The organism is Pseudomonas sp. ZL2 (genome assembly GCF_054788455.1).
This window is the reverse complement of record NZ_JBGOGX010000004.1, coordinates 309,113-329,193: the sequence shown is the minus strand read 5'-3', so window position 1 is coordinate 329,193 and position 20,081 is coordinate 309,113. Positions and strand designations below refer to the sequence as shown.

14 protein-coding genes and 1 pseudogene are annotated in these 20,081 nt (G+C 64.4%); 9 read left to right on the top strand and 6 right to left on the bottom strand.

Annotated elements, in window-relative coordinates; all coding sequences use genetic code 11:
- Window position 1: 1 nt before the first annotated feature.
- Window positions 2-967 carry a type II secretion system minor pseudopilin GspK gene (gspK, locus tag ABM562_RS07460; protein ID WP_233673311.1) on the bottom strand — a complete coding sequence of 322 codons (966 nt, stop codon included), beginning with the start codon at window positions 965-967 and terminating at the stop codon, window positions 2-4.
- A gap of 143 nt (window positions 968-1,110) precedes the next feature.
- Here gspK and tatA point away from each other — a divergent pair, with 143 nt between their 5' ends.
- The 8 genes and pseudogenes from tatA to nagE all read left to right on the top strand — a co-directional run.
- The gene (gene tatA / locus ABM562_RS07455) at window positions 1,111-1,335 is read left to right on the top strand and encodes a twin-arginine translocase TatA/TatE family subunit (RefSeq protein WP_115088481.1); all 225 of its coding nucleotides are present in this window, start codon (window positions 1,111-1,113) and stop codon (window positions 1,333-1,335) included.
- Window positions 1,335-1,613 carry a Sec-independent protein translocase protein TatB gene (gene tatB, locus ABM562_RS07450; protein WP_115088482.1) on the top strand — a complete coding sequence of 93 codons (279 nt, stop codon included), beginning with the start codon at window positions 1,335-1,337 and terminating at the stop codon, window positions 1,611-1,613. The genes tatA and tatB overlap by 1 nt, the downstream gene beginning before the upstream one ends.
- Window positions 1,613-2,368 carry a twin-arginine translocase subunit TatC gene (gene tatC, locus ABM562_RS07445; RefSeq protein ID WP_134064096.1) on the top strand — a complete coding sequence of 252 codons (756 nt, stop codon included), beginning with the start codon at window positions 1,613-1,615 and terminating at the stop codon, window positions 2,366-2,368. The genes tatB and tatC overlap by 1 nt, the downstream gene beginning before the upstream one ends.
- A 70-nt stretch (window positions 2,369-2,438) precedes the next feature.
- On the top strand, window positions 2,439-3,170 hold the full coding sequence (locus ABM562_RS07440; protein ID WP_115088484.1) for a GntR family transcriptional regulator: 732 nt from the start codon (window positions 2,439-2,441) through the stop codon (window positions 3,168-3,170).
- A gap of 10 nt (window positions 3,171-3,180) precedes the next feature.
- Window positions 3,181-4,278 carry an N-acetylglucosamine-6-phosphate deacetylase gene (gene nagA, locus ABM562_RS07435; protein WP_460421296.1) on the top strand — a complete coding sequence of 366 codons (1,098 nt, stop codon included), beginning with the start codon at window positions 3,181-3,183 and terminating at the stop codon, window positions 4,276-4,278.
- Complete coding sequence (locus ABM562_RS07430; RefSeq protein WP_460421294.1) at window positions 4,268-5,290, top strand: SIS domain-containing protein; 1,023 nt, start codon at window positions 4,268-4,270, stop codon at window positions 5,288-5,290. Before nagA ends, ABM562_RS07430 begins: the two co-directional genes overlap by 11 nt.
- 19 nt (window positions 5,291-5,309) lie before the next feature.
- Window positions 5,310-7,850, top strand: coding sequence for a phosphoenolpyruvate--protein phosphotransferase (ptsP, locus tag ABM562_RS07425; protein WP_460421293.1), 2,541 nt, complete (start codon window positions 5,310-5,312; stop codon window positions 7,848-7,850).
- Window positions 7,851-7,862: 12 nt separating this feature from the next.
- A pseudogene (gene nagE, locus ABM562_RS07420) lies at window positions 7,863-9,246 on the top strand (N-acetylglucosamine-specific PTS transporter subunit IIBC); the annotation flags it as partial.
- A gap of 199 nt (window positions 9,247-9,445) precedes the next feature.
- On the opposite strand, the gene ABM562_RS07415 reads toward nagE, so the two are convergent.
- Together ABM562_RS07415 and purL are read right to left on the bottom strand one after the other, a co-directional pair.
- Window positions 9,446-9,757 carry a YqfO family protein gene (locus ABM562_RS07415; protein WP_134064158.1) on the bottom strand — a complete coding sequence of 104 codons (312 nt, stop codon included), beginning with the start codon at window positions 9,755-9,757 and terminating at the stop codon, window positions 9,446-9,448.
- A 2-nt stretch (window positions 9,758-9,759) separates the two neighbouring features.
- Window positions 9,760-13,659 (bottom strand): phosphoribosylformylglycinamidine synthase, encoded by a 3,900-nt coding sequence (gene purL, locus ABM562_RS07410; protein ID WP_134064104.1) that lies wholly within the window; start codon window positions 13,657-13,659, stop codon window positions 9,760-9,762.
- 246 nt (window positions 13,660-13,905) lie between these two features.
- Here purL and mltF point away from each other — a divergent pair, with 246 nt between their 5' ends.
- Window positions 13,906-15,366, top strand: a complete 1,461-nt coding sequence (gene mltF / locus ABM562_RS07405; RefSeq protein ID WP_115088491.1) for a membrane-bound lytic murein transglycosylase MltF — start codon at window positions 13,906-13,908, stop codon at window positions 15,364-15,366.
- Window positions 15,367-15,467: 101 nt separating this feature from the next.
- Here mltF and tadA read toward each other — a convergent pair whose 3' ends face one another.
- The 3 genes from tadA to ABM562_RS07390 form a co-directional block, all read right to left on the bottom strand.
- Complete coding sequence (tadA, locus tag ABM562_RS07400; protein ID WP_115088523.1) at window positions 15,468-15,950, bottom strand: tRNA adenosine(34) deaminase TadA; 483 nt, start codon at window positions 15,948-15,950, stop codon at window positions 15,468-15,470.
- A complete protein-coding gene (locus ABM562_RS07395; RefSeq protein WP_115088524.1) occupies window positions 15,950-17,326 on the bottom strand; it encodes a multicopper oxidase family protein in 1,377 nt (458 codons plus the stop codon). The genes tadA and ABM562_RS07395 overlap by 1 nt, the downstream gene beginning before the upstream one ends.
- Window positions 17,327-17,457: 131 nt before the next feature.
- Entirely contained in the window at window positions 17,458-20,046 is a 2,589-nt protein-coding gene (locus ABM562_RS07390; RefSeq protein ID WP_460421290.1) for a membrane-targeted effector domain-containing toxin, read from the bottom strand.
- Window positions 20,047-20,081 lie beyond the last annotated feature (35 nt).

Genomic DNA, 20,081 nt, shown 5'->3' with positions numbered 1-20,081 from the left:
CTTACCAGGGTTGCGGCGAACGGCTGATCACTTGCACCTGCTGGGCCGGCACCAGCGCGTGCCACTGCACGATCCCTCGTGCCCGCAGCTGAAATTCGCTGCGCATCTTCTGCCCGTCCTGTTCGAATTCCAGTTGCAGGGCAAAATCACCGCTGTTGAGCAGCAAGCCTTCGCTCAGCCGGGCAAACGTCGCGTCGTCCATGGCGCCCAGTGCCTGGCGCAACGCCCCTGCATCGTGATAACCACCAGCGGGCCGGCCGGTGATGATCCGGGTCAGCAGCGAACGCGACACCTCCCCTTCGTACAGCGCTTCGAGCAACGGCAACTGCTCCAGGCTCAAGGCATTGGCATTCAGTCGCCAGCCGCTGGTCTGCGGCAGCGCGCACAACTGTGGATAGCGTTGCTGGCGCTGGGCGTCGGGCTCGAGCAGCAGGTTCAGTTCACTCATGTCGACCATCATCTGGTTGGCCGCTAGACGCGCAGGTGACTGGCGCAGGTACTGATCGCTCTCGGCGCCGCTGAGTCGGGTCTGGCCGTCGCTGTCGATCCAGTCCGCGAGGGCATCGGTCAGCCGTTGGGCGGCCATGTCATCGCCAAGCAGGTAGCGCAATTGCCGCGCGGCACGTTCGCCCTCTTCGCCAATCAACGCATTGACGTTGAAGCAGCTGTGCAAGTCGCGGATGCGCAAGGCCGCCGAGCCGCCGGCAAAGGCATAGGACAACGGCTGCCCGCGCAGCGCTTGCCAGAACAACGGGCTGGCGCGCCAGGCCGGGTCTTTCAGGGCCTGTTCGGCAAAGGCCAGGCCGGCGGTTTCCATGGCCCTTGCCTGCACCCGTTGCTGCACCAGGCGCACGCTGTCGATCTGCTGGCGACCGTCCTGCACCAGCCAGGTCAAACCTGCGGCAAGCATCGCCAGCACCACCAGCACCATCAACAGCGCCGCCCCTTGTTGCCTCTTCGCACCCATGAACTGCACATCCCGAGCAAATAAGGCGTCAGTCAACACAACGGATGTTGCAGGCACATGGCAAATACATCTGCACGTCACTTTTGCGTCATAAAGCGCAGGCAGGATAAGGCCTTCTTTTTCATGAGCTTGGAGCGTTTTTCATGGGTGGTATCGGGATCTGGCAGTTGCTCATCGTGTTGGTGATCGTGTTCATGCTGTTCGGCACCAAGCGCCTCAAAGGCCTGGGTGCGGACGTGGGCGATGCGATCCAGGGCTTTCGCAAATCCATGGGCAATGGGCCGGCAGAGGACGACGTCATTGCCCAGGTCAAACCGCAGGCGCCGCTAAAGGCAGACAGCGTGCAACAAGCGGAACACCAGCGCTGATGTTCGAAGTCGGTTTTACCGAACTGCTGCTGGTGGGCATCGTCGCCCTGCTGGTGCTCGGCCCCGAGCGCCTGCCGGCGGCGGCGCGCACCCTGGGCCGCGGCCTGGGTCAGGCGAAACGCGCCATGGCGTCGATCAAGGCCCAGGTGGACCGCGAACTGGACACCCAGGCCTTAAGCCAGGAACTCGATGCCCTGCCGTTGCAGCGCCTTGAGCAGGACCTGCGCCGCGGCGTCAGCCTGCAGCCGGACAACAGCCCAACCAGCGGAAACCCTTGATGAACACAGCAACCCACGACCCGGGCATGCCGCTCACCGCTCACCTGCGCGAACTGCGCAAGCGCCTGGTGCGCTGCCTGCTGGCCATCGCCGTGGTTTTCCTCGGCCTGTTCCCGTTTGCCCAGACGCTGTACACCCAGGTCTCGGAGCCGCTGCGCCGCTACCTGCCCGAAGGCGCGAGCATGATCGCCACCAGCGTCACCTCGCCGTTCCTGGCGCCGTTCAAGCTGACCCTGATGGCGGCGCTGTTCGTGGCCATGCCGGTGCTGTTGCACCAGGCCTGGAGCTTCATTGCCCCGGCCATGTACCGCCAGGAAAAGCGCATCGCCCTGCCACTGCTGGTGTCGAGCATCGTGCTGTTCTATTCCGGCATGGCTTTCGCCTTCTTCGTAGTCTTCCCGATGATGTTCGGCTTCTTTGCCAGCGTCACCCCCGATGGCGTGGCGATGATGACCGACATCGGCCTGTACCTGGACTTCATCCTCGCCCTGTTCCTGGCCTTCGGCCTGGCGTTCGAAATCCCGGTGGCGACTTTTATCATCGTCTGGGCCGGGGTCACCGACGTCGGTACCCTGCGCAAAAGCCGCCCCTATGTGATCGTCGGTTGTTTCGTGGTTGGCATGCTGCTGACCCCGCCGGATGTGTTCTCGCAAACCCTATTGGCGGTGCCGATGTGGATATTGTTTGAAGTCGGATTACTGGCCTGTGCTGCGGTCGAGCGCAAGGGCAACCAGGAAATCGCCTGCAACAGCTGACAAGTGGTATTGACGTGGTATGCAAGTGGTATTAAATTTTTAATACCACTCGCCACCTGAAGTCACCGCCATGCCCCCGTTGACCGCCCTGCGCCCCGACGACACCCTGGCCACCCCGCTTTACCTTCAGTTGGCGCGCAATCTGGAACAGGCCATCCACGCCGGGCAGTGGAAAGCCGAACAGGCCCTGCCTTCGGAAAGAAGTCTCAGCGAAGCCCTGGACATCTCCCGGGTTACCGCGCGCAAGGCCCTGGAAGTGCTGCTCGAACAAGGCCTGATCCGCCGCATCCAGGGCTCTGGTACGTTCATCACTCCGCGCCTGGAACAACCGCTCTCACGCCTGTCGAGCTTCAGCGAAATGCTCCGCCTGAAAGGCTTTACCCCAAGCTCGCAGTGGCTGGAGCGCAGCGTCGACGCGCCGTCGGCCGATGAGCTGGTGCGCCTGGGCCTGTCGCCCAACGAACAGGTGGTACACCTCAAGCGCCTGCGCAAGGCCGATGACATCGTCATGGCCGTCGAATACAGCACCCTGCCCGCGCGCTTGCTGAGCAACCCCGAAGCCATCGGCGATTCGCTGTACCAATATCTCGACCAGATCGGCAAACCGGTGGTGCGTGCCCTGCAACACATTCGCGCGATCAACGCCAGCGCCGAACTGGCCGCACGGGTCGGCATCCAGCCCGGCACCGCCATGCTGCTGATGACCCGGGTCGGCTACCTCGACGACAACACCCCCATCGAACTGACCGACACCTACTGTCGCGACGACTACTACGACTTTGTCGCCGAGCTGCGACGCTAGCGGAGCCCCCATGAGCGAACACAACATACTCACCCCGACGGGCTGGGTACGCGGACGCCTGTTGCTGCGTGACGGCCGCGTCGCCGCCATCGACGGCCAGCCGTGCGATCCTCAGGGCAATGATTTGCCCTACCTGCTGCCCGGTTTCATCGACCTGCACGTACACGGCGGCGGCGGCAGCGATGTGATGGAGGGCGCCGGAGCCTTCGCCACCGTCGCCCGTACGCATGCCCGGTTTGGCACCACTTCGCTGTTGGCCACCACCATGACCGCGCCGAAGGAAGAACTGACCCAGGTGCTCGGCGAACTCGGCGCCTACGCCCGCCAGCCGCGCAGCAACGGCGCGCGGGTGCTGGGTGTGCACCTCGAAGGACCGTACATCAACCCGGGCAAGCTCGGCGCGCAGCCGAACTTCGCCCACTTGGGGTTGCTTGAGGAAGTCGAGGCCTACCTGGCCCTGGCGCCAATCAAGGTGATCACTATCGCCCCGGAAGTCGCTGGCCACCTGCCGTTGATCCGTGCCTTGAGTGAGCGTGGCGTGCGCCTGCAGATCGGCCACACCCTCGGCAGCTATGAAGAAGGCGTGGCGGCACTTGAGGCCGGCGCCACCAGTTTCACTCACCTGTACAACGCCATGAGCCCGCTGCATCACCGCGAGCCGGGCATCGTCGGCGCGGCCCTGGCCCATGCGCGCTACGCCGAACTGATTCCCGACCTGCTGCACGTACACCCCGGCGCGATCCGCGTGGCCCTGCGCTCGATCCCCTGCCTGTACTGCGTGACCGACTCCACCGCCGCCGCCGGCATGCCCGATGGCGAGTACAAGCTCGGCAGCCACACCGTGACCAAATGCCTGGGCGGCGTGCGCCTGCCCGACGGCACCCTGGCCGGCAGCACCCTGACCATGGACCAGGCCCTGCGCAACCTGGTGAAGATCGGCCTGCCTCTGGCCGAAGCCTCTCAGCGCCTGTCGCAATTCCCCGCCGACTACCTCGGCCTGGAGGAGCGCGGACGCCTGCAGGCCGGTAGCTGGGCCGACGCAGTCAGCCTGGATCGCAACCTTGAACTGATCGGCGTAATGGTCGAAGGAGAACACCTTGAGCTCTAAAATGCTTGCCGAGGCCCTGGCCTCGGCCACCGTCGTGCAGACCCAACTCGAGCGTTGCGATGCCCGTATCACCGAGGTTGCCGAACACCTGCGCCGCCTCGCACCGCAGGTTGCCCTGACCGTGGCCCGGGGCAGTTCGGATCACGCCGCCAGCTATTTCGCCTACCTGACCATGCAACAGCTTGGCCTGCCGGTGGCGTCGCTGCCGATGTCGGTGGTGACCCTGCAGAACTCGCCCTTGCAGGTGCGCGGCCAGGTGGCCCTGGGCTTTTCCCAGTCGGGCCAGAGCCCGGACCTGGTCAACAGCCTGCAAACCCTGCGCGAACGCGGCGCCACCAGCGTCGCCCTGGTCAACGCCGAGGATTCGCCGCTGGAACGCGCCTGCCAATACAGCCTGCCGCTGTGCGCCGGCCCCGAGTTGAGCGTTGCCGCCACCAAGAGTTTTATCGCCACCCTCAGCGCCAGCGCCCGCCTGGTCGCCCACTGGCAGCAAGACCCGGCGCTGCTCGAGGCTGGCCTCGCCCTGCCCGGGCAACTGCGCGAAGCAGCGGCGCAAGACTGGAGCCTGGCCATCGAACAACTGCGCGATTGCCAGCGGCTGATGGTCATCGGCCGGGGCGCCGGGTTTGCCGTCGCTCAGGAAGCAGCGCTCAAGTTCAAGGAAACCTCGGCGATCCAGGCCGAAGCCTTCAGCAGCGCCGAAGTGCGTCACGGCCCGATGGCACTGATCGATGCCCATTACCCGTTGCTGGTATTGGCGCCTCGTGGCGTGGAACAGGCAGGCCTGCTGCAACTGGCCGAAGACATGCGCCAGCGCGGCGCCAAAGTGCTGCTGGCCGCACCGGCGGACATCCCCCAGCGCAACCTGACCTTGAGCAGCGCCGCCCACCCGGGCCTCGACCCGCTGCTGGCGATCCAGAGCTTCTATGTCATGGCCGCAGGCCTGGCCGAGGCGCGTGGCATGGACCCGGACCAGCCCCGTCACCTGAGCAAAGTGACCCGAACTCACTGAGGCACCGAGGATCTTGCGCATGCCCGACAACAAGAACATCACCCTCCATGCACCCCTCGAAGGCCCCCTGTTGCCACTGGACCAGGTGCCCGACCCGGTGTTCGCCGGCGGCACCCTGGGCAATGGCATCGCCATCGACCCGCTCAACGACTGCCTGCAGGCACCCTGCGCCGGCACCGTCATTCAACTGGCAAAAACCCTGCACGCCCTGACCCTGCGTGCCGACAACGGCGCCGAGATCCTTATGCACATCGGCCTTGATACCGTGCAGTTGCAGGGCCGCGGCTTCGAAGCGCTGGTGGCCAATGGCGAGCGCGTCGAACGGGGTCAGCCGCTGATTCGTTTTGACCTGGACCTGGTCGCACAACACTGCACCAGCCTGATCACCGTCATAATCCTGAGCAATAGCAGCGAATACCGATTGCTGCCGCGCACGACCCGTTCGGTGGCCCTGGGTGCGCCATTGCTGGATGTCATTCCCAACGCTGGCGTCGGCGCAGTCAAAGCTGCCAGCGCAGGTGAGACAGTGCGCGGTAGCACCAAGGTCGCCCATCACGGCGGCCTGCATGCGCGCCCTGCAGCATTACTGCGCCAGACCGCCCAGGGTTTCGCCAGCCACGCCGAACTGCACTTCAACGGCCAGGTCGCCGCGCTCAACAGCCTGGTGGCGATCATGGGACTGGGGGTGGGCGAGCAGGATGAAATCGAAATCGTCTGCAGCGGTGCCGACAGTACGCCAGCCTTGCGCGCCTTGTTGGCAGCAGTCGCCACAGCGACCGTCGGCGAACAGCACGCCGGCCCTGCCGTCAGCGTCCAGGCCAAACCCGTCGCCAACCTGGAGCCCGGCATTCTCAATGGTGTATGCGCATCACCTGGCCTGGCCAGCGGCCCGTTGGCACGCCTGGATGCCATTCGCCTGCCGCACGACTCCGGCGGCCATCAACCCGGCCCGCAGCATCAAGCCCTGAACGTCGCGCTAGCCAGCGTCAAGGCCGCCATTGAAGCTGACCTGCAGCACCTGCAACAGGGCGACGCCGCAGCCATCTTCGAAGCGCACCTGGCACTGCTCGACGATCCGTCCCTGATCGATGCCGCGCGCCAGTGCATCGACCAGGGCACCGCCGCCAGCCACGCCTGGAGCCAGGCCATCGACGCCCAGTGCGCGATCCTCAAGGCACTCGACAAGCCGCTGCTGGCCGAGCGCGCCAACGACCTGCAGGATTTGCAGCAACGGGTATTGCGCGACCTGCTCGGCGAAACCCGAGAGCTGAACCTGCCGCCTTCGGCAATTGTCGCCGCCCATGAACTGACGCCCTCGGACCTGCTGCTGCTCGACAAGCACGCGGTAGCCGGGTTGTGCATGGTCGCCGGTGGCGCGACCTCGCATGTCGCCATCCTCGCCCGCGCCCGTGGGCTGCCATGCCTGGTTGCCCTGGGCCCGGAGCTGATGAACCTGCAGGCAGGCCAGGTACTGGTCATGGATGGCGAACAGGCCCGACTGGAAACCGCGCCAGACACCGAACGCCTGGCCCAGGTCGCGCAGCTTCGCCAGCAACAGCAGCAACGCCGCGATGAGCAGCAAGCCGCCGCCCAGGGCAGCGCCCAGACCCGTGACGGACGCCTGATCGAAGTCGCCGCCAATGTCGCCTCGGCTGTCGAGGCCGCCCAGGCCCTGACCCTGGGCGCCGACGGCGTCGGCCTGTTGCGCACCGAATTCCTCTTCGTCGACCGCCACACCGCTCCGGATGAGCAGGAGCAACGCGCCGCCTACCAGGCAGTGCTCGACGCCATGGGCGATCGCCCGGTGATCATCCGCACCATCGATGTCGGCGGCGACAAGCAACTGGACTACCTGCCACTGCCCCATGAAGCCAACCCGGTGCTCGGCCTGCGCGGCATTCGCCTGGGCCAACTGCGCCCCGAGCTGCTCGACCTGCAATTGCGTGCCCTGCTGCAGGTCAGCCCGCAGCGCCGCTGCCGGATCATGCTGCCAATGGTCAGCGAGGTCGATGAACTGCTGGAGATCCGCCAGCGCCTGGATCGACTGACCAGCGAGCTGGGCATCAGCCAGCGCACCGAACTTGGGGTGATGATCGAAGTACCGGCCGCCGCCCTGCTCGCCGAGCGCCTGGCCGAGCACGCCGACTTCTTCTCCATCGGCACCAACGACCTGTCCCAGTACACCCTGGCCATGGACCGCGACCACGCGGGCCTGGCGGCTCGCGTCGACGCCCTGCACCCGGCGCTGCTGCGCCTGATCGACCTCACCTGCCAGGGCGCCGCCCGTCATGGCCGTTGGGTCGGCGTGTGTGGCGCCTTGGCCTCGGACCCACTGGCCACTTCGGTACTGATCGGCCTTGGGGTCAGTGAGCTGTCGGTCAGCGCCCCGCAGGTCGGCGAGATCAAGGAGCGCGTGCGCCAGCTCGACAGCACGCAATGCCGCGCCTTCAGCCAGCAGTTGCTGGGTCTGTCCAGTGCCCACGCGGTGCGCCAGGCCTGCCGTGACTTTGATGCGCGGCCGCTACAACCACGCCACTCTCCACTTAGCACAGAACAATAACCGGAGCGCACCATGTACCAGCACTTCATTCAGGGCCTGCAACGGCTCGGCCGCGCCCTCATGCTGCCCATCGCCATCTTGCCGATTGCCGGCCTGCTGCTGCGCCTGGGCGACACCGACCTGTTGGACATCGCCCTGATCCACGACGCCGGCAATGCAATCTTCGCCAACCTGGCGCTGATCTTCGCCATCGGCATCGCCGTCGGCTTTGCCCGTGACAACAACGGTACGGCGGGCCTGGCCGGGGCCATCGGCTACCTGGTGCTGGTGTCGACACTCAAGGTGATCGACCCGCACATCGACATGGGCATGCTCGCCGGGATTATCGTAGGACTGCTCGGCGGCGCGCTGTACAACCGTTTCAAGGACATCCAGCTGCCCGAGTACCTGGCCTTCTTCGGTGGCCGGCGTTTCGTGCCGATTGCCACCGGCCTTTCAGCCGTTGGCCTGGGCTTGCTGTTCGGCTTGATCTGGCCACCGCTGCAGAACGGCATCAACAGCCTGGGCCAGCTGCTGCTCGACAGCGGAAGCATCGGCGCGTTCTTCTTTGGCGTGCTTAACCGCCTGCTGATCGTCACCGGCCTGCACCATATCCTCAACAATCTGGTGTGGTTCGTCTTCGGGAGTTTCGAGGGTGCCAATGGCCTGACCGTGACCGGCGACATCAGCCGCTATTTCGCCGGTGATCCCCGGGCCGGCCAGTTCCTGGCCGGGATGTTCCCGATGATGATCTTCGGCCTGCCCGCTGCGTGCCTGGCCATGTACCGCCATGCCCTGCCGGCGCGGCGCAAGCTGATCGGCGGCATCCTCCTGTCGATGGCCCTGACCTCGGCGCTGACCGGGGTCACCGAGCCTGTCGAGTTCGCCTTCATGTTCCTCGCGCCGATGCTTTACCTGATCCACGCCGTACTCACTGGCCTGGCCATGGCACTCTGCGACCTGCTCAACATCCGCCTGGGCTTTACCTTCTCCGGTGGCGCCATCGACATGGCCCTGGGCTGGGGCCGTTCAACCAATGGCTGGATGGTGTTCCCGGTAGGGCTTTTGTATGCGCTGGTGTACTACTTTGTTTTCGACTTCTGTATCCGCCGTTTCGATCTGAAAACCCCGGGCCGTGAAGATCAGCCCAGCGAAGAAGCGCCGGCCCCAGACAGCAGCGCGCCACGCGGCAAGCGCTACATCGATGCCCTTGGCGGCGGCGCAAACCTGCTCTCGGTGGACGCCTGCACCACCCGTCTGCGCCTGCTGCTTAAAGACCGTAGCCTGGCTCAGGATGCCGTGCTGAAAACTCTCGGCGCCATGGCCGTAGTGCGGCCGGGTTCCGGTGGCAGCCTGCAGGTGGTGGTCGGACCGCTGGCCGATACCATTGCCGACGAGATTCGCAACCAGTTGCCACATGCCCTGGCGAACACTGCTGAGCAGCCACAAGCGAAAATCGAGGCGACAGAAACCATGGCCGCTGACGATTGGCTCAGCGCCCTGGGCGGCAAGGATAATCTGCTGAAGGTGGAGTGCGTGGCCCTGACCCGCGATGAGGCCCGAGCAGACACAAAAAAGCCGCGACCCGATCACAGGTCGCGGCTTTTTTTCAGCCCTTAGAAGTCCGCTAGCTGCCAGACCTCATAAGCCGGGGTTTCATAGGGATGACTGAGCTTTAGCGCAGCGACCACCGAGCCAATCAACTGGTCGGCCACCACCAGCTCGACCCGCCATTCTTCGACCTGCTCGACCACGCCGGTCTGCCCGAGGAACGGCTGGCTGCCGTCCAGCGGGCGGAACTGGCCCTGGCCCAGCACCTGCCAGGCGCAGCAGTCGTAGTCGCCGATGCGCCCGCCGCCAGCGGCGAACACAGCAGCCTTGACCACCTCCACATGGCTAGGCGGGACGAAGAAGGCGAGCTTGTACACCCTTAGTTCACCCACACCCGGGCGTTGCGGAACATGCGCATCCACGCCGCGTCTTCGTTCCAGTCATCCGGACGCCAGGAGTTCTGCACGGCACGGAAGACCCGCTCAGGGTGCGGCATCATGATGGTGACGCGACCGTCGCGGCTGGTCAGGCCGGTGATCCCGCGCGGCGAGCCGTTCGGGTTGGCCGGGTAGCTCTCGGTGACCTTGCCGTGGTTGTCGACGAAGCGCAGGGCCACGCAACCGGACAGGTCGGCTTCGAGCAGGGCTTCTTCGCTGGCGAATTCGGCATGGCCTTCACCGTGGGCGATGGCAATCGGCATGCGCGAACCGGCCATGCCCTGCAGGAAGATCGAGTTCGACTTCTGCACTTCGACCATGGCCACTCGGGCTTCGAACTGCTCGGAACGGTTACGCACGAAGTGCGGCCAGAACTCGCTGCCCGGAACCAGTTCGTGCAGGTTGGACATCATCTGGCAACCGTTGCACACACCCAGGGTGAAGCTGTCGGTACGCTCGAAGAAGCCCTGGAAGGCATCACGGGCACGGGCGTTGAACAGCGCCGACTTGGCCCAGCCTTCTCCGGCGCCGAGAACGTCACCGTAGGAGAAGCCGCCGCAGGCCACCAGGCCCTTGAAGTCGTTGAGGTCAACGCGACCGGCGAGGATATCGCTCATGTGCACGTCGATGGCGTTGAAGCCGGCGCGGTCGAAGGCTGCCGCCATCTCGACCTGGCCGTTGACGCCCTGCTCGCGCAGCACTGCTACCTGCGGGCGCACGCCCTTCTTGATGTACGGCGCGGCGATGTCCTGGTTGACGTCAAAGCCAAGTTTGACGCTCAGGCCCGGGTTGTCTTCTTCCAGCAGTACGTCGAACTCTTGATCGGCGCAGTCGGCGTTGTCGCGCAGGCGCTGGATCTGGTAGCTGGTCTCGGCCCACTGGCGTTGCAGCAGACGACGGTCGCCCTTGAACAGCTCTTCACCGGCCAGCTTGATCAGCACTTCGCCGTTGTTGATCGGCTGACCGATCACCGCGACGCAGTCTTCACCCAGGCCAGCAGCACTGAACTGGGCCAGCACGTCCGGCGTTGCGTCCTGACGCACCTGGATCACCGCACCCAGCTCTTCGTTGAAGAGGATAGCGGCGATTTTCTCGCGCTTGCTGGTCAGTGTGTCCAGTTCCAGGTCCAGGCCGCAGTGGCCGGCGAAGGCCATCTCCAGCGCGGTGGTCAGCAGGCCGCCGTCGGAACGGTCGTGGTAGGCCAGCAGGTGACCGTCGGCGTTCAGGCCCTGGATCACAGCGAAGAAGGCCTTGAGGTCTTCGGCGTCGTCGACGTCCGGTGCCACTGCGGCCAGCTTGCCGTGGGTCTGGGCCAGGATCGAGGCGCCCATGCGGTTCTTGCCACGGCCCAGGTCGATCAGGATCAGGTCGGTCTCGCCCTTGTCCATGCGCAGTTGCGGGGTCAGGGTCTTGCGCACGTCGAGCACCGGGGCGAAGCCGCTGACGATCAGCGACATCGGCGAAGTGACGCTCTTCTCAGCGCCCTCCTCGCTCCACTTGGTCTTCATCGACATGGAGTCCTTGCCCACCGGAATGGTCAGGCCCAGCTCAGGGCACAGTTCCATGCCGACAGCCTTGACGGTGTCGTACAGGCGGGCATCTTCACCCGGGTGGCCGGCAGCCGACATCCAGTTGGCCGACAGCTTGATGTCGGACAGTTTGCCGATATGCGCGGCAGCCAGGTTGGTCAGGGTCTCGCCGATTGCCATGCGCCCGGACGCCGGAGCGTCGAGCAGGGCCAGCGGGGTGCGCTCGCCCATCGCCATGGCTTCACCGGTGTAGACGTCGAAGCTGGTGGCGGTGACGGCGCAATCGGCCACCGGTACCTGCCACGGCCCGACCATCTGGTCGCGGGCAACCAGGCCGGTAATGGTGCGGTCGCCGATGGTGATCAGGAAGCTCTTGCTGGCGACGGCCGGGTGACGCAGTACGCGCTCGACCGAGTCGTTCAGTTCCAGGGTGCTTGGGTCGAAGTCATCGCCCAGCTCCGCTTCGCGAGTCACCGAACGGTGCATGCGCGGCGGCTTGCCGAGCAGCACGTCGAGCGGCATGTCCACCGGGGTGTTGCCGAAATGGCTGTCGGTAACGGTCAGGTGCGGCTCTGCGGTGGCCTCGCCGACGACCGCGAACGGGCAGCGCTCACGCTCGCAGATGGCCTGGAAGCGCTCGAAGTCGCCTGCGCTCACCGCCAGGACGTAACGTTCCTGGGATTCGTTGCTCCAGATCTCGTGCGGGGCCATGCCCGGCTCGTCGTTGGGCACGTTGCGCAGTTCGAAGCGGCCACCACGGCCACCGTCGTTGACCAGCTCCGGGAAGGCGTTGGAAATACCGCCCGCGCCGACGTCATGGATGAAGGCGATCGGGTTCTTGTCGCCCAGCTGCCAGCAGCGGTCGATGACCTCCTGGCAGCGGCGTTCCATTTCCGGGTTCTCGCGCTGCACCGAGGCGAAGTCCAGGTCAGCGGAGCTGGCGCCGGTATCGACCGACGAAGCCGCGCCGCCACCCAGACCGATCAGCATGGCCGGGCCACCGAGCACGATCAGCTTGGCGCCGACGGTGATTTCAGCCTTCTGTACGTGATCTTCGCGGATGTTGCCCAAGCCACCAGCCAGCATGATCGGCTTGTGATAACCGCGCACTTCTTCACCGTGCGGGGTATTGATCGACTGCTCGAAGGTACGGAAGTAGCCGGTCAGGGCCGGACGGCCGAATTCGTTGTTGAACGCGGCGCCGCCCAGCGGGCCTTCGACCATGATGTCGAGGGCGTTGACGATACGGTCCGGCTTGCCATAGGCCTTTTCCCATGGCTGTTCAAAGCCCGGGATGCGCAGGTTGGAGACGGTGAAACCGGTCAGGCCAGCCTTGGGCTTGGCACCGCGGCCGGTAGCGCCTTCGTCACGGATTTCGCCACCGGAACCGGTGGAGGCGCCGGAGAACGGCGAGATGGCGGTCGGGTGGTTGTGGGTCTCGACCTTCATCAGGATATGCACCGGCTCCTGCACCGCGCCGTACTGGCGGGTTTCAGGGTTCGGGAAGAAGCGCCCGGCCACGGAACCGACGATCACCGAGGCGTTGTCCTTGTAAGCGGACAGCACGCCTTCGCTGTGCATCTGGTAGGTGTTCTTGATCATGCCGAACAGGCTTTTTTCCTGGCTCTGGCCGTCGATATCCCAACTGGCGTTGAAGATCTTGTGGCGGCAGTGCTCGGAGTTGGCCTGGGCGAACATCATCAGTTCGATGTCGTGCGGGTTGCGCTTGAGGCCCTGGAAGCTGGTAACCAGGTAGTCGATCTCGTCTTCGGCCAGGGCCAGGCCCAGCTCGACGTTGGCTTTTTCCAGGGCGGCGCGGCCACCACCGAGGATGTCGACAGCGGTCAGCGGCTTGGGCTGGGCGTGGCTGAACAGGCCGGCGGCCCCTTCGAGCTTGCTCAGCACCAGTTGGGTCATGCGATCGTGCAGGATGTCGGCAACGACGGCGGCATCGGCGTCGCTCAGCTCACCGCTGACGTAGTAGGCAATGCCCCGCTCCAGGCGCTGGATGTTTTCCAGGCCGCAGTTGTGGGCGATGTCGCTGGCCTTGCTCGACCAGGGCGAGATGGTGCCGAAACGCGGAACCACCAGGAACAGGCGGCCGCTCGGCTCCTGGACCGGTACGCTCGGGCCGTACTTGAGCAGGCGCGCGAGCACTTGCTGTTGGTCGGCACTCAGATCGCCGTCAACCTCGGCGAAATGCGTGAATTCAGCATACAAACCACTAACAGCGGGGACTTTCTGGCTCAGTTGCTCGATTAACTTACCGTGGCGAAAGGCAGAAAGGGCAGGAGCGCCGCGCAGGATCAACATCGTCGGGACAGCCTCAGGAAGGGGGTGTGCTTAGAGGCCGTGCATTCTAGCCTAATTCCAGCGCTTCCGGCACCCGAAACACGCCATTGCGACACCTCCGCATGTCGGCCCGGCAAAGCGGACTCGGGGGTCAAAAAAAACCACCCATTTCGACCTGCATTTCGCCCTAAACGCAAAGATCGCTAGCAGACAAGCAAACCGTTGTCGAGATATGGCGCGACCAGTCCTTTGCGTATACTGCAACCTATGTTCGCCCAAACCGCTTTGCGCCAGCGGTGCGCCAGATGGCTCATCGCAACCGGACTCTTCCTGATGCTCGGTGCCTGTGTTGAAAAACCCAGCACCCTCGAGCGCGTCAAGGAGGACGGCGTGCTGCGCGTGATTACCCGCAACAGCCCGGCCACCTACTTCCAGGACCGCAACGGCGAAACCGGCTTCGAGTACGAGCTGGTCAAGCGTTTCGCCGACGATCTGGGCGTGGAGCTGAAGATCGAGACCGCCGACAACCTCGACGACCTGTTCAACCAGCTCGGCCAGCCTTCCGGCCCGGTGCTGGCGGCAGCGGGCCTGGTCAGCAGCGAACAGCGCAAATCGCAGGTGCGTTTTTCCCACCCGTACCTGGAAGTCACCCCGCAGATCATCTACCGCAACGGCCGCCCACGGCCCACTGACGCCAAGGACCTGGTCGGCAAGAAGATCATGGTGCTCAAGGGCAGTACCCATGCCGAGCAGATGGCCGAGCTGAAAAAGCAGTATCCGGCGCTCGAATACGAAGAATCTGACGCTGTTGAAGTGGTCGACCTGCTGCGCATGGTCGATGAAGGGCAGGTCGACCTGACCCTGGTCGACTCCAACGAGCTGGCGATGAACCAGGTCTACTTCCCCAAGGTACGGGTGGCCTTCGACCTCGGTGACGCCCGCGACCAGCGCTGGGCCGTGGCCGCCGGCGAAGACAACAGCCTGCTCAACGAAATCAACGAGTTTCTCGACAAGGTGCAGAAGAATGGCACCTTGCAGCGTCTGAAAGATCGCTACTACGGGCACGTCGATGTACTGGGTTACGTAGGCGCCTATACCTTTGCCCAGCACCTGCAGCAGCGCCTGCCACGCTACGAGAAAGCCTTCCAGGCCTCGGCCAAGAAGGAACAGGTCGACTGGCGCCTGCTGGCTGCGATCGGCTACCAGGAGTCCATGTGGCAGGCCGAGGTCACTTCCAAGACCGGCGTACGCGGCCTGATGATGCTGACCCAGCGCACCGCCCAGGCCATGGGCGTGTCCAACCGGCTGGACCCGGTGCAAAGCATCCGCGGCGGCGCCAAGTACTTCATGTACGTCAAATCCGAGCTGGATGACAGTATCGAGGAGCCGGACCGCACCTGGTTCGCCCTGGCCGCCTACAACGTCGGCAGCGGCCACCTGGACGATGCGCGCAAGCTGGCCAAGCGCGAGGGCCTGAACCCGAACAAGTGGCTGGACGTGAAGAAGATGCTGCCGCGCCTGTCGCAGAAGCAGTGGTACAGCAAGACCCGCTACGGTTATGCCCGCGGCGGCGAGCCGGTGCACTTCGTCGCCAACATCCGCCGTTACTACGACATTCTCACCTGGGTGACCCAGCCGCAGCTTGAAGGCAGCCAGGTGGCCGATAGCAACCTGCATGTGCCGGGCGTGAACAAGACCAAGCCGAGCGAGCAGACCCCGCCGTTGTGAGACTGGGGGCCGCTGCGCGCCCCATCGCCGGCAAGGCCGGCTCCCACAATGGATTTGTGCATAGGCCGGACCTGTGGGAGCCGGCGTTGCCGGCGATGGGCTCAGGCCTTCGCCCGCCGCGCCTTGAAGAACTCGGACAGAATCGTCCCGCACTCCTCTGCCAGCACGCCCCCCTCGAATAGCACCCGGTGATTCAGAAAGCCCTGGCTAAAGAACTGCCCCTGGCTCTGCACCACGCCCGCCTTGGGCTCCAGCGCGCCGTACACCACCCGGTTGATCCGCGAATGAACGATCAGCCCGGCGCACATGCTGCACGGCTCCAGCGTCACGTACAGGGTACTGCCCGGCAGCCGGTAGTTGCTTGCTGCCTGGGCGGCGGCACGGATGGCGACCATCTCGGCATGGGCGCTGGGATCGCTGCCGCTGATCGGACAGTTGAAGCCACGGCCAATCACCTGGCCATGCTGGACCAGCACCGCGCCGACCGGCACTTCGCCCATGGCCGCGCCTTGCGCCGCCAGCTCAAGCGCCAGGCGCATGAATTCCTGATCGCGGCTGCGATCTATGATTTGCGGTTGGCGCATCACGCCACCTCGATCGCGGCCATCAGGCCGGTTTCCATATGGTCGATCACGTGGCAGTGGAACATCCAGGTCCCCGGGTTATCGGCCACCAGCGCCACCCGCGCGCGCTCGTTCTTGCCCAGCAGGTAGGTGTCGGTGAAATAGGGCTCGACCTTGCGCTTGTTCGAGCCGATCACCTTGAAACTCATGCCGTGCAGGTGAATCGGGTGCTGATACTGGGTCATGTTCTTCAGCTCAAAGATGTAGCTCTTGCCCTTTTGCAGCGTGGCGATCGGCCGGTCGGCGCAGGTCTTGTCGGTGATGTCCCAGGCCTTGCCGTTGATCTGCCAGAGGCTCGGTGGCTTGCCGTTGTCGGTGTTGACCGAGACCGAACCGACCCACTCGAAATTGAAGTTGAGCTTCTCGGCGTTGGCCAGGTCCGGTTCGGCAATCGGGTTGGCCGGCAGCGCCGGTGGCCAGTCGCCCGGAGCTTCGCTGCTGGCCACCGAACGCAGGGTGCCCAGGCGCACCGGGCCATCGCGCAGCGACAACTCTTCACCGGCCGGCGGCATCTTGATCGCCAGGCAGATACGCATGCCCGGGCCCAACCAGTAGTCCTTGCCCAGCGGGCGCGGAGTGATGGGATTGCCGTCCAGCGCATAAACCCGGGCCTCGAAGTTGCCTTTGAGGTTGATACGGTAGGTCAGGGTGTTGTCGAGGTTGAGCAGGCGCACCCGCACGATCTGCCCGGCAGGCATGTCGACCACGGCGTTGGCCTGGCCATTGATGGTGATCAGCCGGCCAGCGGTGCCACCTCGGGCAGCCTCGCGCGGGATGCTGAAGGGCAGGTAAGTGCCCTGCTCGTCCACATGCCAGTTCTTCAGGCTCAGGGTGCGCTCGTGCTTGAAGCCGGTGGGTTCACGTTCCTCGACGATCAGCGGACCGACCAGGCCGCGGCCGAGCTCTTCGGAACTGTTGACGTGCGGGTGGTACCAGTAGCTGCCGGCATCCGGCACGCGGAACTTGTAGTCGAAGTACTCCCCCGGCAACACCGGCAGTTGCGAGACATAGGGTACGCCGTCCATCTCCAGCGGCAGACGGATGCCATGCCAGTGAATGGTGGTGGCCACCGGCAGGTGGTTGATGAAGCGTACCCGCAGCCATTCGCCCTGGCGCACCCGCAGCTCGGTGCCCGGCGCCGACGGGCCGAAGGCCCAGGCCTCGGTCTTGAATCCGGAGACCAGCTCGACATCCAGCGGCGCGGCGATCAGCTCGTAGTCATGCCCGGCGTTCGGATCGGTACGCCCCAGCCAGTACCGGGACGCGCCACCGGCGCCCAGGCCAATCGCCACCAGGCCGGTCAGGCCACCGAGTATTTGTCGCCGGGTAAAGGACATGCAGCAGGTACCTCGTAATGCCAGGAACAACATGCCGGTACCGGGCTGAAAAGCGCCAAGGGACCGGCGATGAAGGGCGAATACGATACACCTGCAATTGAGAAAGATTAAGTGAAGAGTTGCCGCAGGGCCTAGCTTCCAGGCCTTATCACGCCTGGCGGGGCAGTAATGGCGTCACGAAACGCAACAGGCTGATCCTGCGTCTGCAGTGCCAGGCGCAAGTCCCCCTGTACGATACCGTCGGGGTTGCCCATGCTCGGCAAATAGTATTCACCTGCATCCAGGGTGATACCGGTCGCCTGTCCCGGCCCGGCATCGACCAGACGCAAGCCCGGCACCCCTTGCAGCTCCGCCAGACCCGGCACGCGCTTGTAAAAATTGCTGTGGGTGTTGCCGACCAAGGCCACCCATTTGCCTGCGCCAGTCTCGGCTTGCCCGGCGGAAACAATTCGGCTGGCATAGTAGTTCATGACCTTCTGCCGTAACGGATTGCCCGGGTGCTCGACCTCAAGGCCCTCCAGTTGATAGCTCGCGACACAATCCACAGCCTGTACCCTGATATCGTTGGCCCGGGCTTTTCTAACCAGTTCCAGGAAGCTGTACCGCCCGGTGGTATCGGTGCGCTGCCCGACATCCAGCCGCTCCAGATAGCGCCGCAATTGCGCACTCATGCGCCCGCTGCGATGGAACAGGTCCAGGTCCGCTTGGTGCAGATCCGTCATCAGGTGCTCGAGATAAAGCGTGCGTACGCCTTTGGCATACATCGGCGTGAGGTTTTCCAGCAGCCAACGCTTGCTGGCGATCGAGTCGTGCGATTCGCCAATGACCACGCCGGCGTGCTCGTCGAACAATTCGATGAATGCCCGCTGCGGGCTGATCGAGGCCGCTGGCGGGTGAATCCTGAACCTGGGCAGGGTTATCCGGGTGAAGAAAGTCTCGGCATCGGTGCGCAATTGCTGCCGAATCTGCTCCAGGCTATCGCGCACTTCCATCAGCGGCGACTCCGGGTCGTAGTAATCACCGCCGATCGCCCGCCGATTACTCGCACTGACCAGTTCCAGCACCGCAGGCCGGGCCGGTTCGGGGACTTCATAGCGCCCTGGTACAGCCTCGAAGGGCGAATAATCCACCATCGCGGCCGCCGGCTCGGGCGTCAGCCCTCCCAGGCACTGGCCGCCCCCGCGCAAACAGGCGGATTCGAGCACGATCCACTGCCCCTGCTCGTCCAGGCGCACGGGTATTACGCCATTGAAGGCAAACGGATTGTCTTCAGGAACAATCAACCAGGTACGCAAGGCCTGGTCATAGCGAACCCGGTAGGGTACGCCCTCGAGCTCGATGTACTGGGCACCATCAGCCAAAGTACTGACACCTTGCACAAGGCCGCTGGTAGCTGCTGGTTCATCGATGATCTCATTGCCTTCAAGCTGACCCAGCTCTTGCGCCGCACCACGCCCCAGCGGCAACAGAAACGGCAGGTTGAGCAGCAGGTCGACCCCGGCAAGGATGGCCCCGAGCAAGCCCGCCCGACGTTCTTCGGGGTTGTCGCCATCGACCGCCTGCTCGACGTTCAATGCAAGGCTCGCAGTACCTACAGCCACCGCCAGCAGTGCCAACGGCCAGCCGGCAGGCGCCACGGCACCGAGCAGGCGCGAGGCCACGCCCAGGTAGCCCACCCACAACTGCGCACGCAGCTCGGCATTGGTGCGCAAGGCGGCATCGGTTTCAGCCTCCATGTGCCGCTTGGCGTTGTCGCGCATCCAGGTGAAAACCTCCCCTGTGATCGGCGCACGCTGAACCTGGCGGGCAAATGCCTGGAGACTACCCTTCGCCCAACTGTCGAATTGATCGCGCTGCCTTTGCTGCGGATCACCGGAGAAATGCACCAACAGCTGTTCGCTGCTGGCAGGCGCCTGCAGCCAGCCGAACAACCACCCGGCCACCTCTTGCTGGCGGCTGAACCCTTGAAAGGACGGCGTCGCACCGGGCAAATAGAGCACATGCTGACCGCCCGCCCCCTGCAACCAGATCACATCAGTTGACAGCTGCCCGGCCAGGCTCAGTGTCGCGATATGAATCCCGGCGGCGGGCGGCTTCGCCTGGTCAAAATGCCGCAATTGCGGCATGACACTGCTGTCGAAACCGACGGCATCGAACACCAGTTGCAACTGCTGTTCGTTCAGTTGCCCGCTCAAGCCCGCCTGCAGGGCTTCGGACAGGTAGTTGAGCTTGCTCAGTGTGCGAACGTCAGCGCCGTGATCGCTCCAGAATGCCGTCCTGCGTCGCAGGAAAGCCGCGCCGAAGTCCAGTTGCCACAGGGCATTGAGCACCTTCTGTGGATCCAGGCGTACTTCGTTGGTTTCATCGAACCGTCGTGCTCCGGGTCCCTCGGTGTAGAAACCGCCGTACAGGAGCAGTAGATCGGCGTTGTCCTGATCACTGACGCGAAAGCGGCGCATCACCAGCTCAGTCAGGGTCATGGATTGAACGGGCGTGCCGTAATGCTCCCAAACTGTAAAGGTTCTGCTGCTACTGGCCGCTCCAGAGAAACGGTGCCAGTAGATGCGATCCGGATCTGCGATCAGGTTACCCTCGGTGCGCAGCAAGCTTTTTGCAGCCTCACGAGCCTCGTTGTGCAGATCGGGAAAGGCTTGCACAACCCGCAGGGCAATGGCTGACAGGTCGTTGTGCAATAACACGGACAACGGTGTTTCATTCATGACGCTAGCCTCCGGTACAAGGGAGACCCACTGTG

Coding starts and splice junctions, on each gene's coding strand:
- gspK (WP_233673311.1), bottom strand. CDS start 967: ATGGGTGCGAAGAGGCAACAAGGGGCGGCGCTGTTGATGGTGCTGGTG.
- tatA (WP_115088481.1), top strand. CDS start 1,111: ATGGGTGGTATCGGGATCTGGCAGTTGCTCATCGTGTTGGTGATCGTG.
- tatB (WP_115088482.1), top strand. CDS start 1,335: ATGTTCGAAGTCGGTTTTACCGAACTGCTGCTGGTGGGCATCGTCGCC.
- tatC (WP_134064096.1), top strand. CDS start 1,613: ATGAACACAGCAACCCACGACCCGGGCATGCCGCTCACCGCTCACCTG.
- ABM562_RS07440 (WP_115088484.1), top strand. CDS start 2,439: ATGCCCCCGTTGACCGCCCTGCGCCCCGACGACACCCTGGCCACCCCG.
- nagA (WP_460421296.1), top strand. CDS start 3,181: ATGAGCGAACACAACATACTCACCCCGACGGGCTGGGTACGCGGACGC.
- ptsP (WP_460421293.1), top strand. CDS start 5,310: ATGCCCGACAACAAGAACATCACCCTCCATGCACCCCTCGAAGGCCCC.
- purL (WP_134064104.1), bottom strand. CDS start 13,659: ATGTTGATCCTGCGCGGCGCTCCTGCCCTTTCTGCCTTTCGCCACGGT.
- mltF (WP_115088491.1), top strand. CDS start 13,906: ATGTTCGCCCAAACCGCTTTGCGCCAGCGGTGCGCCAGATGGCTCATC.
- tadA (WP_115088523.1), bottom strand. CDS start 15,950: ATGCGCCAACCGCAAATCATAGATCGCAGCCGCGATCAGGAATTCATG.
- ABM562_RS07395 (WP_115088524.1), bottom strand. CDS start 17,326: ATGTCCTTTACCCGGCGACAAATACTCGGTGGCCTGACCGGCCTGGTG.
- ABM562_RS07390 (WP_460421290.1), bottom strand. CDS start 20,046: ATGAATGAAACACCGTTGTCCGTGTTATTGCACAACGACCTGTCAGCC.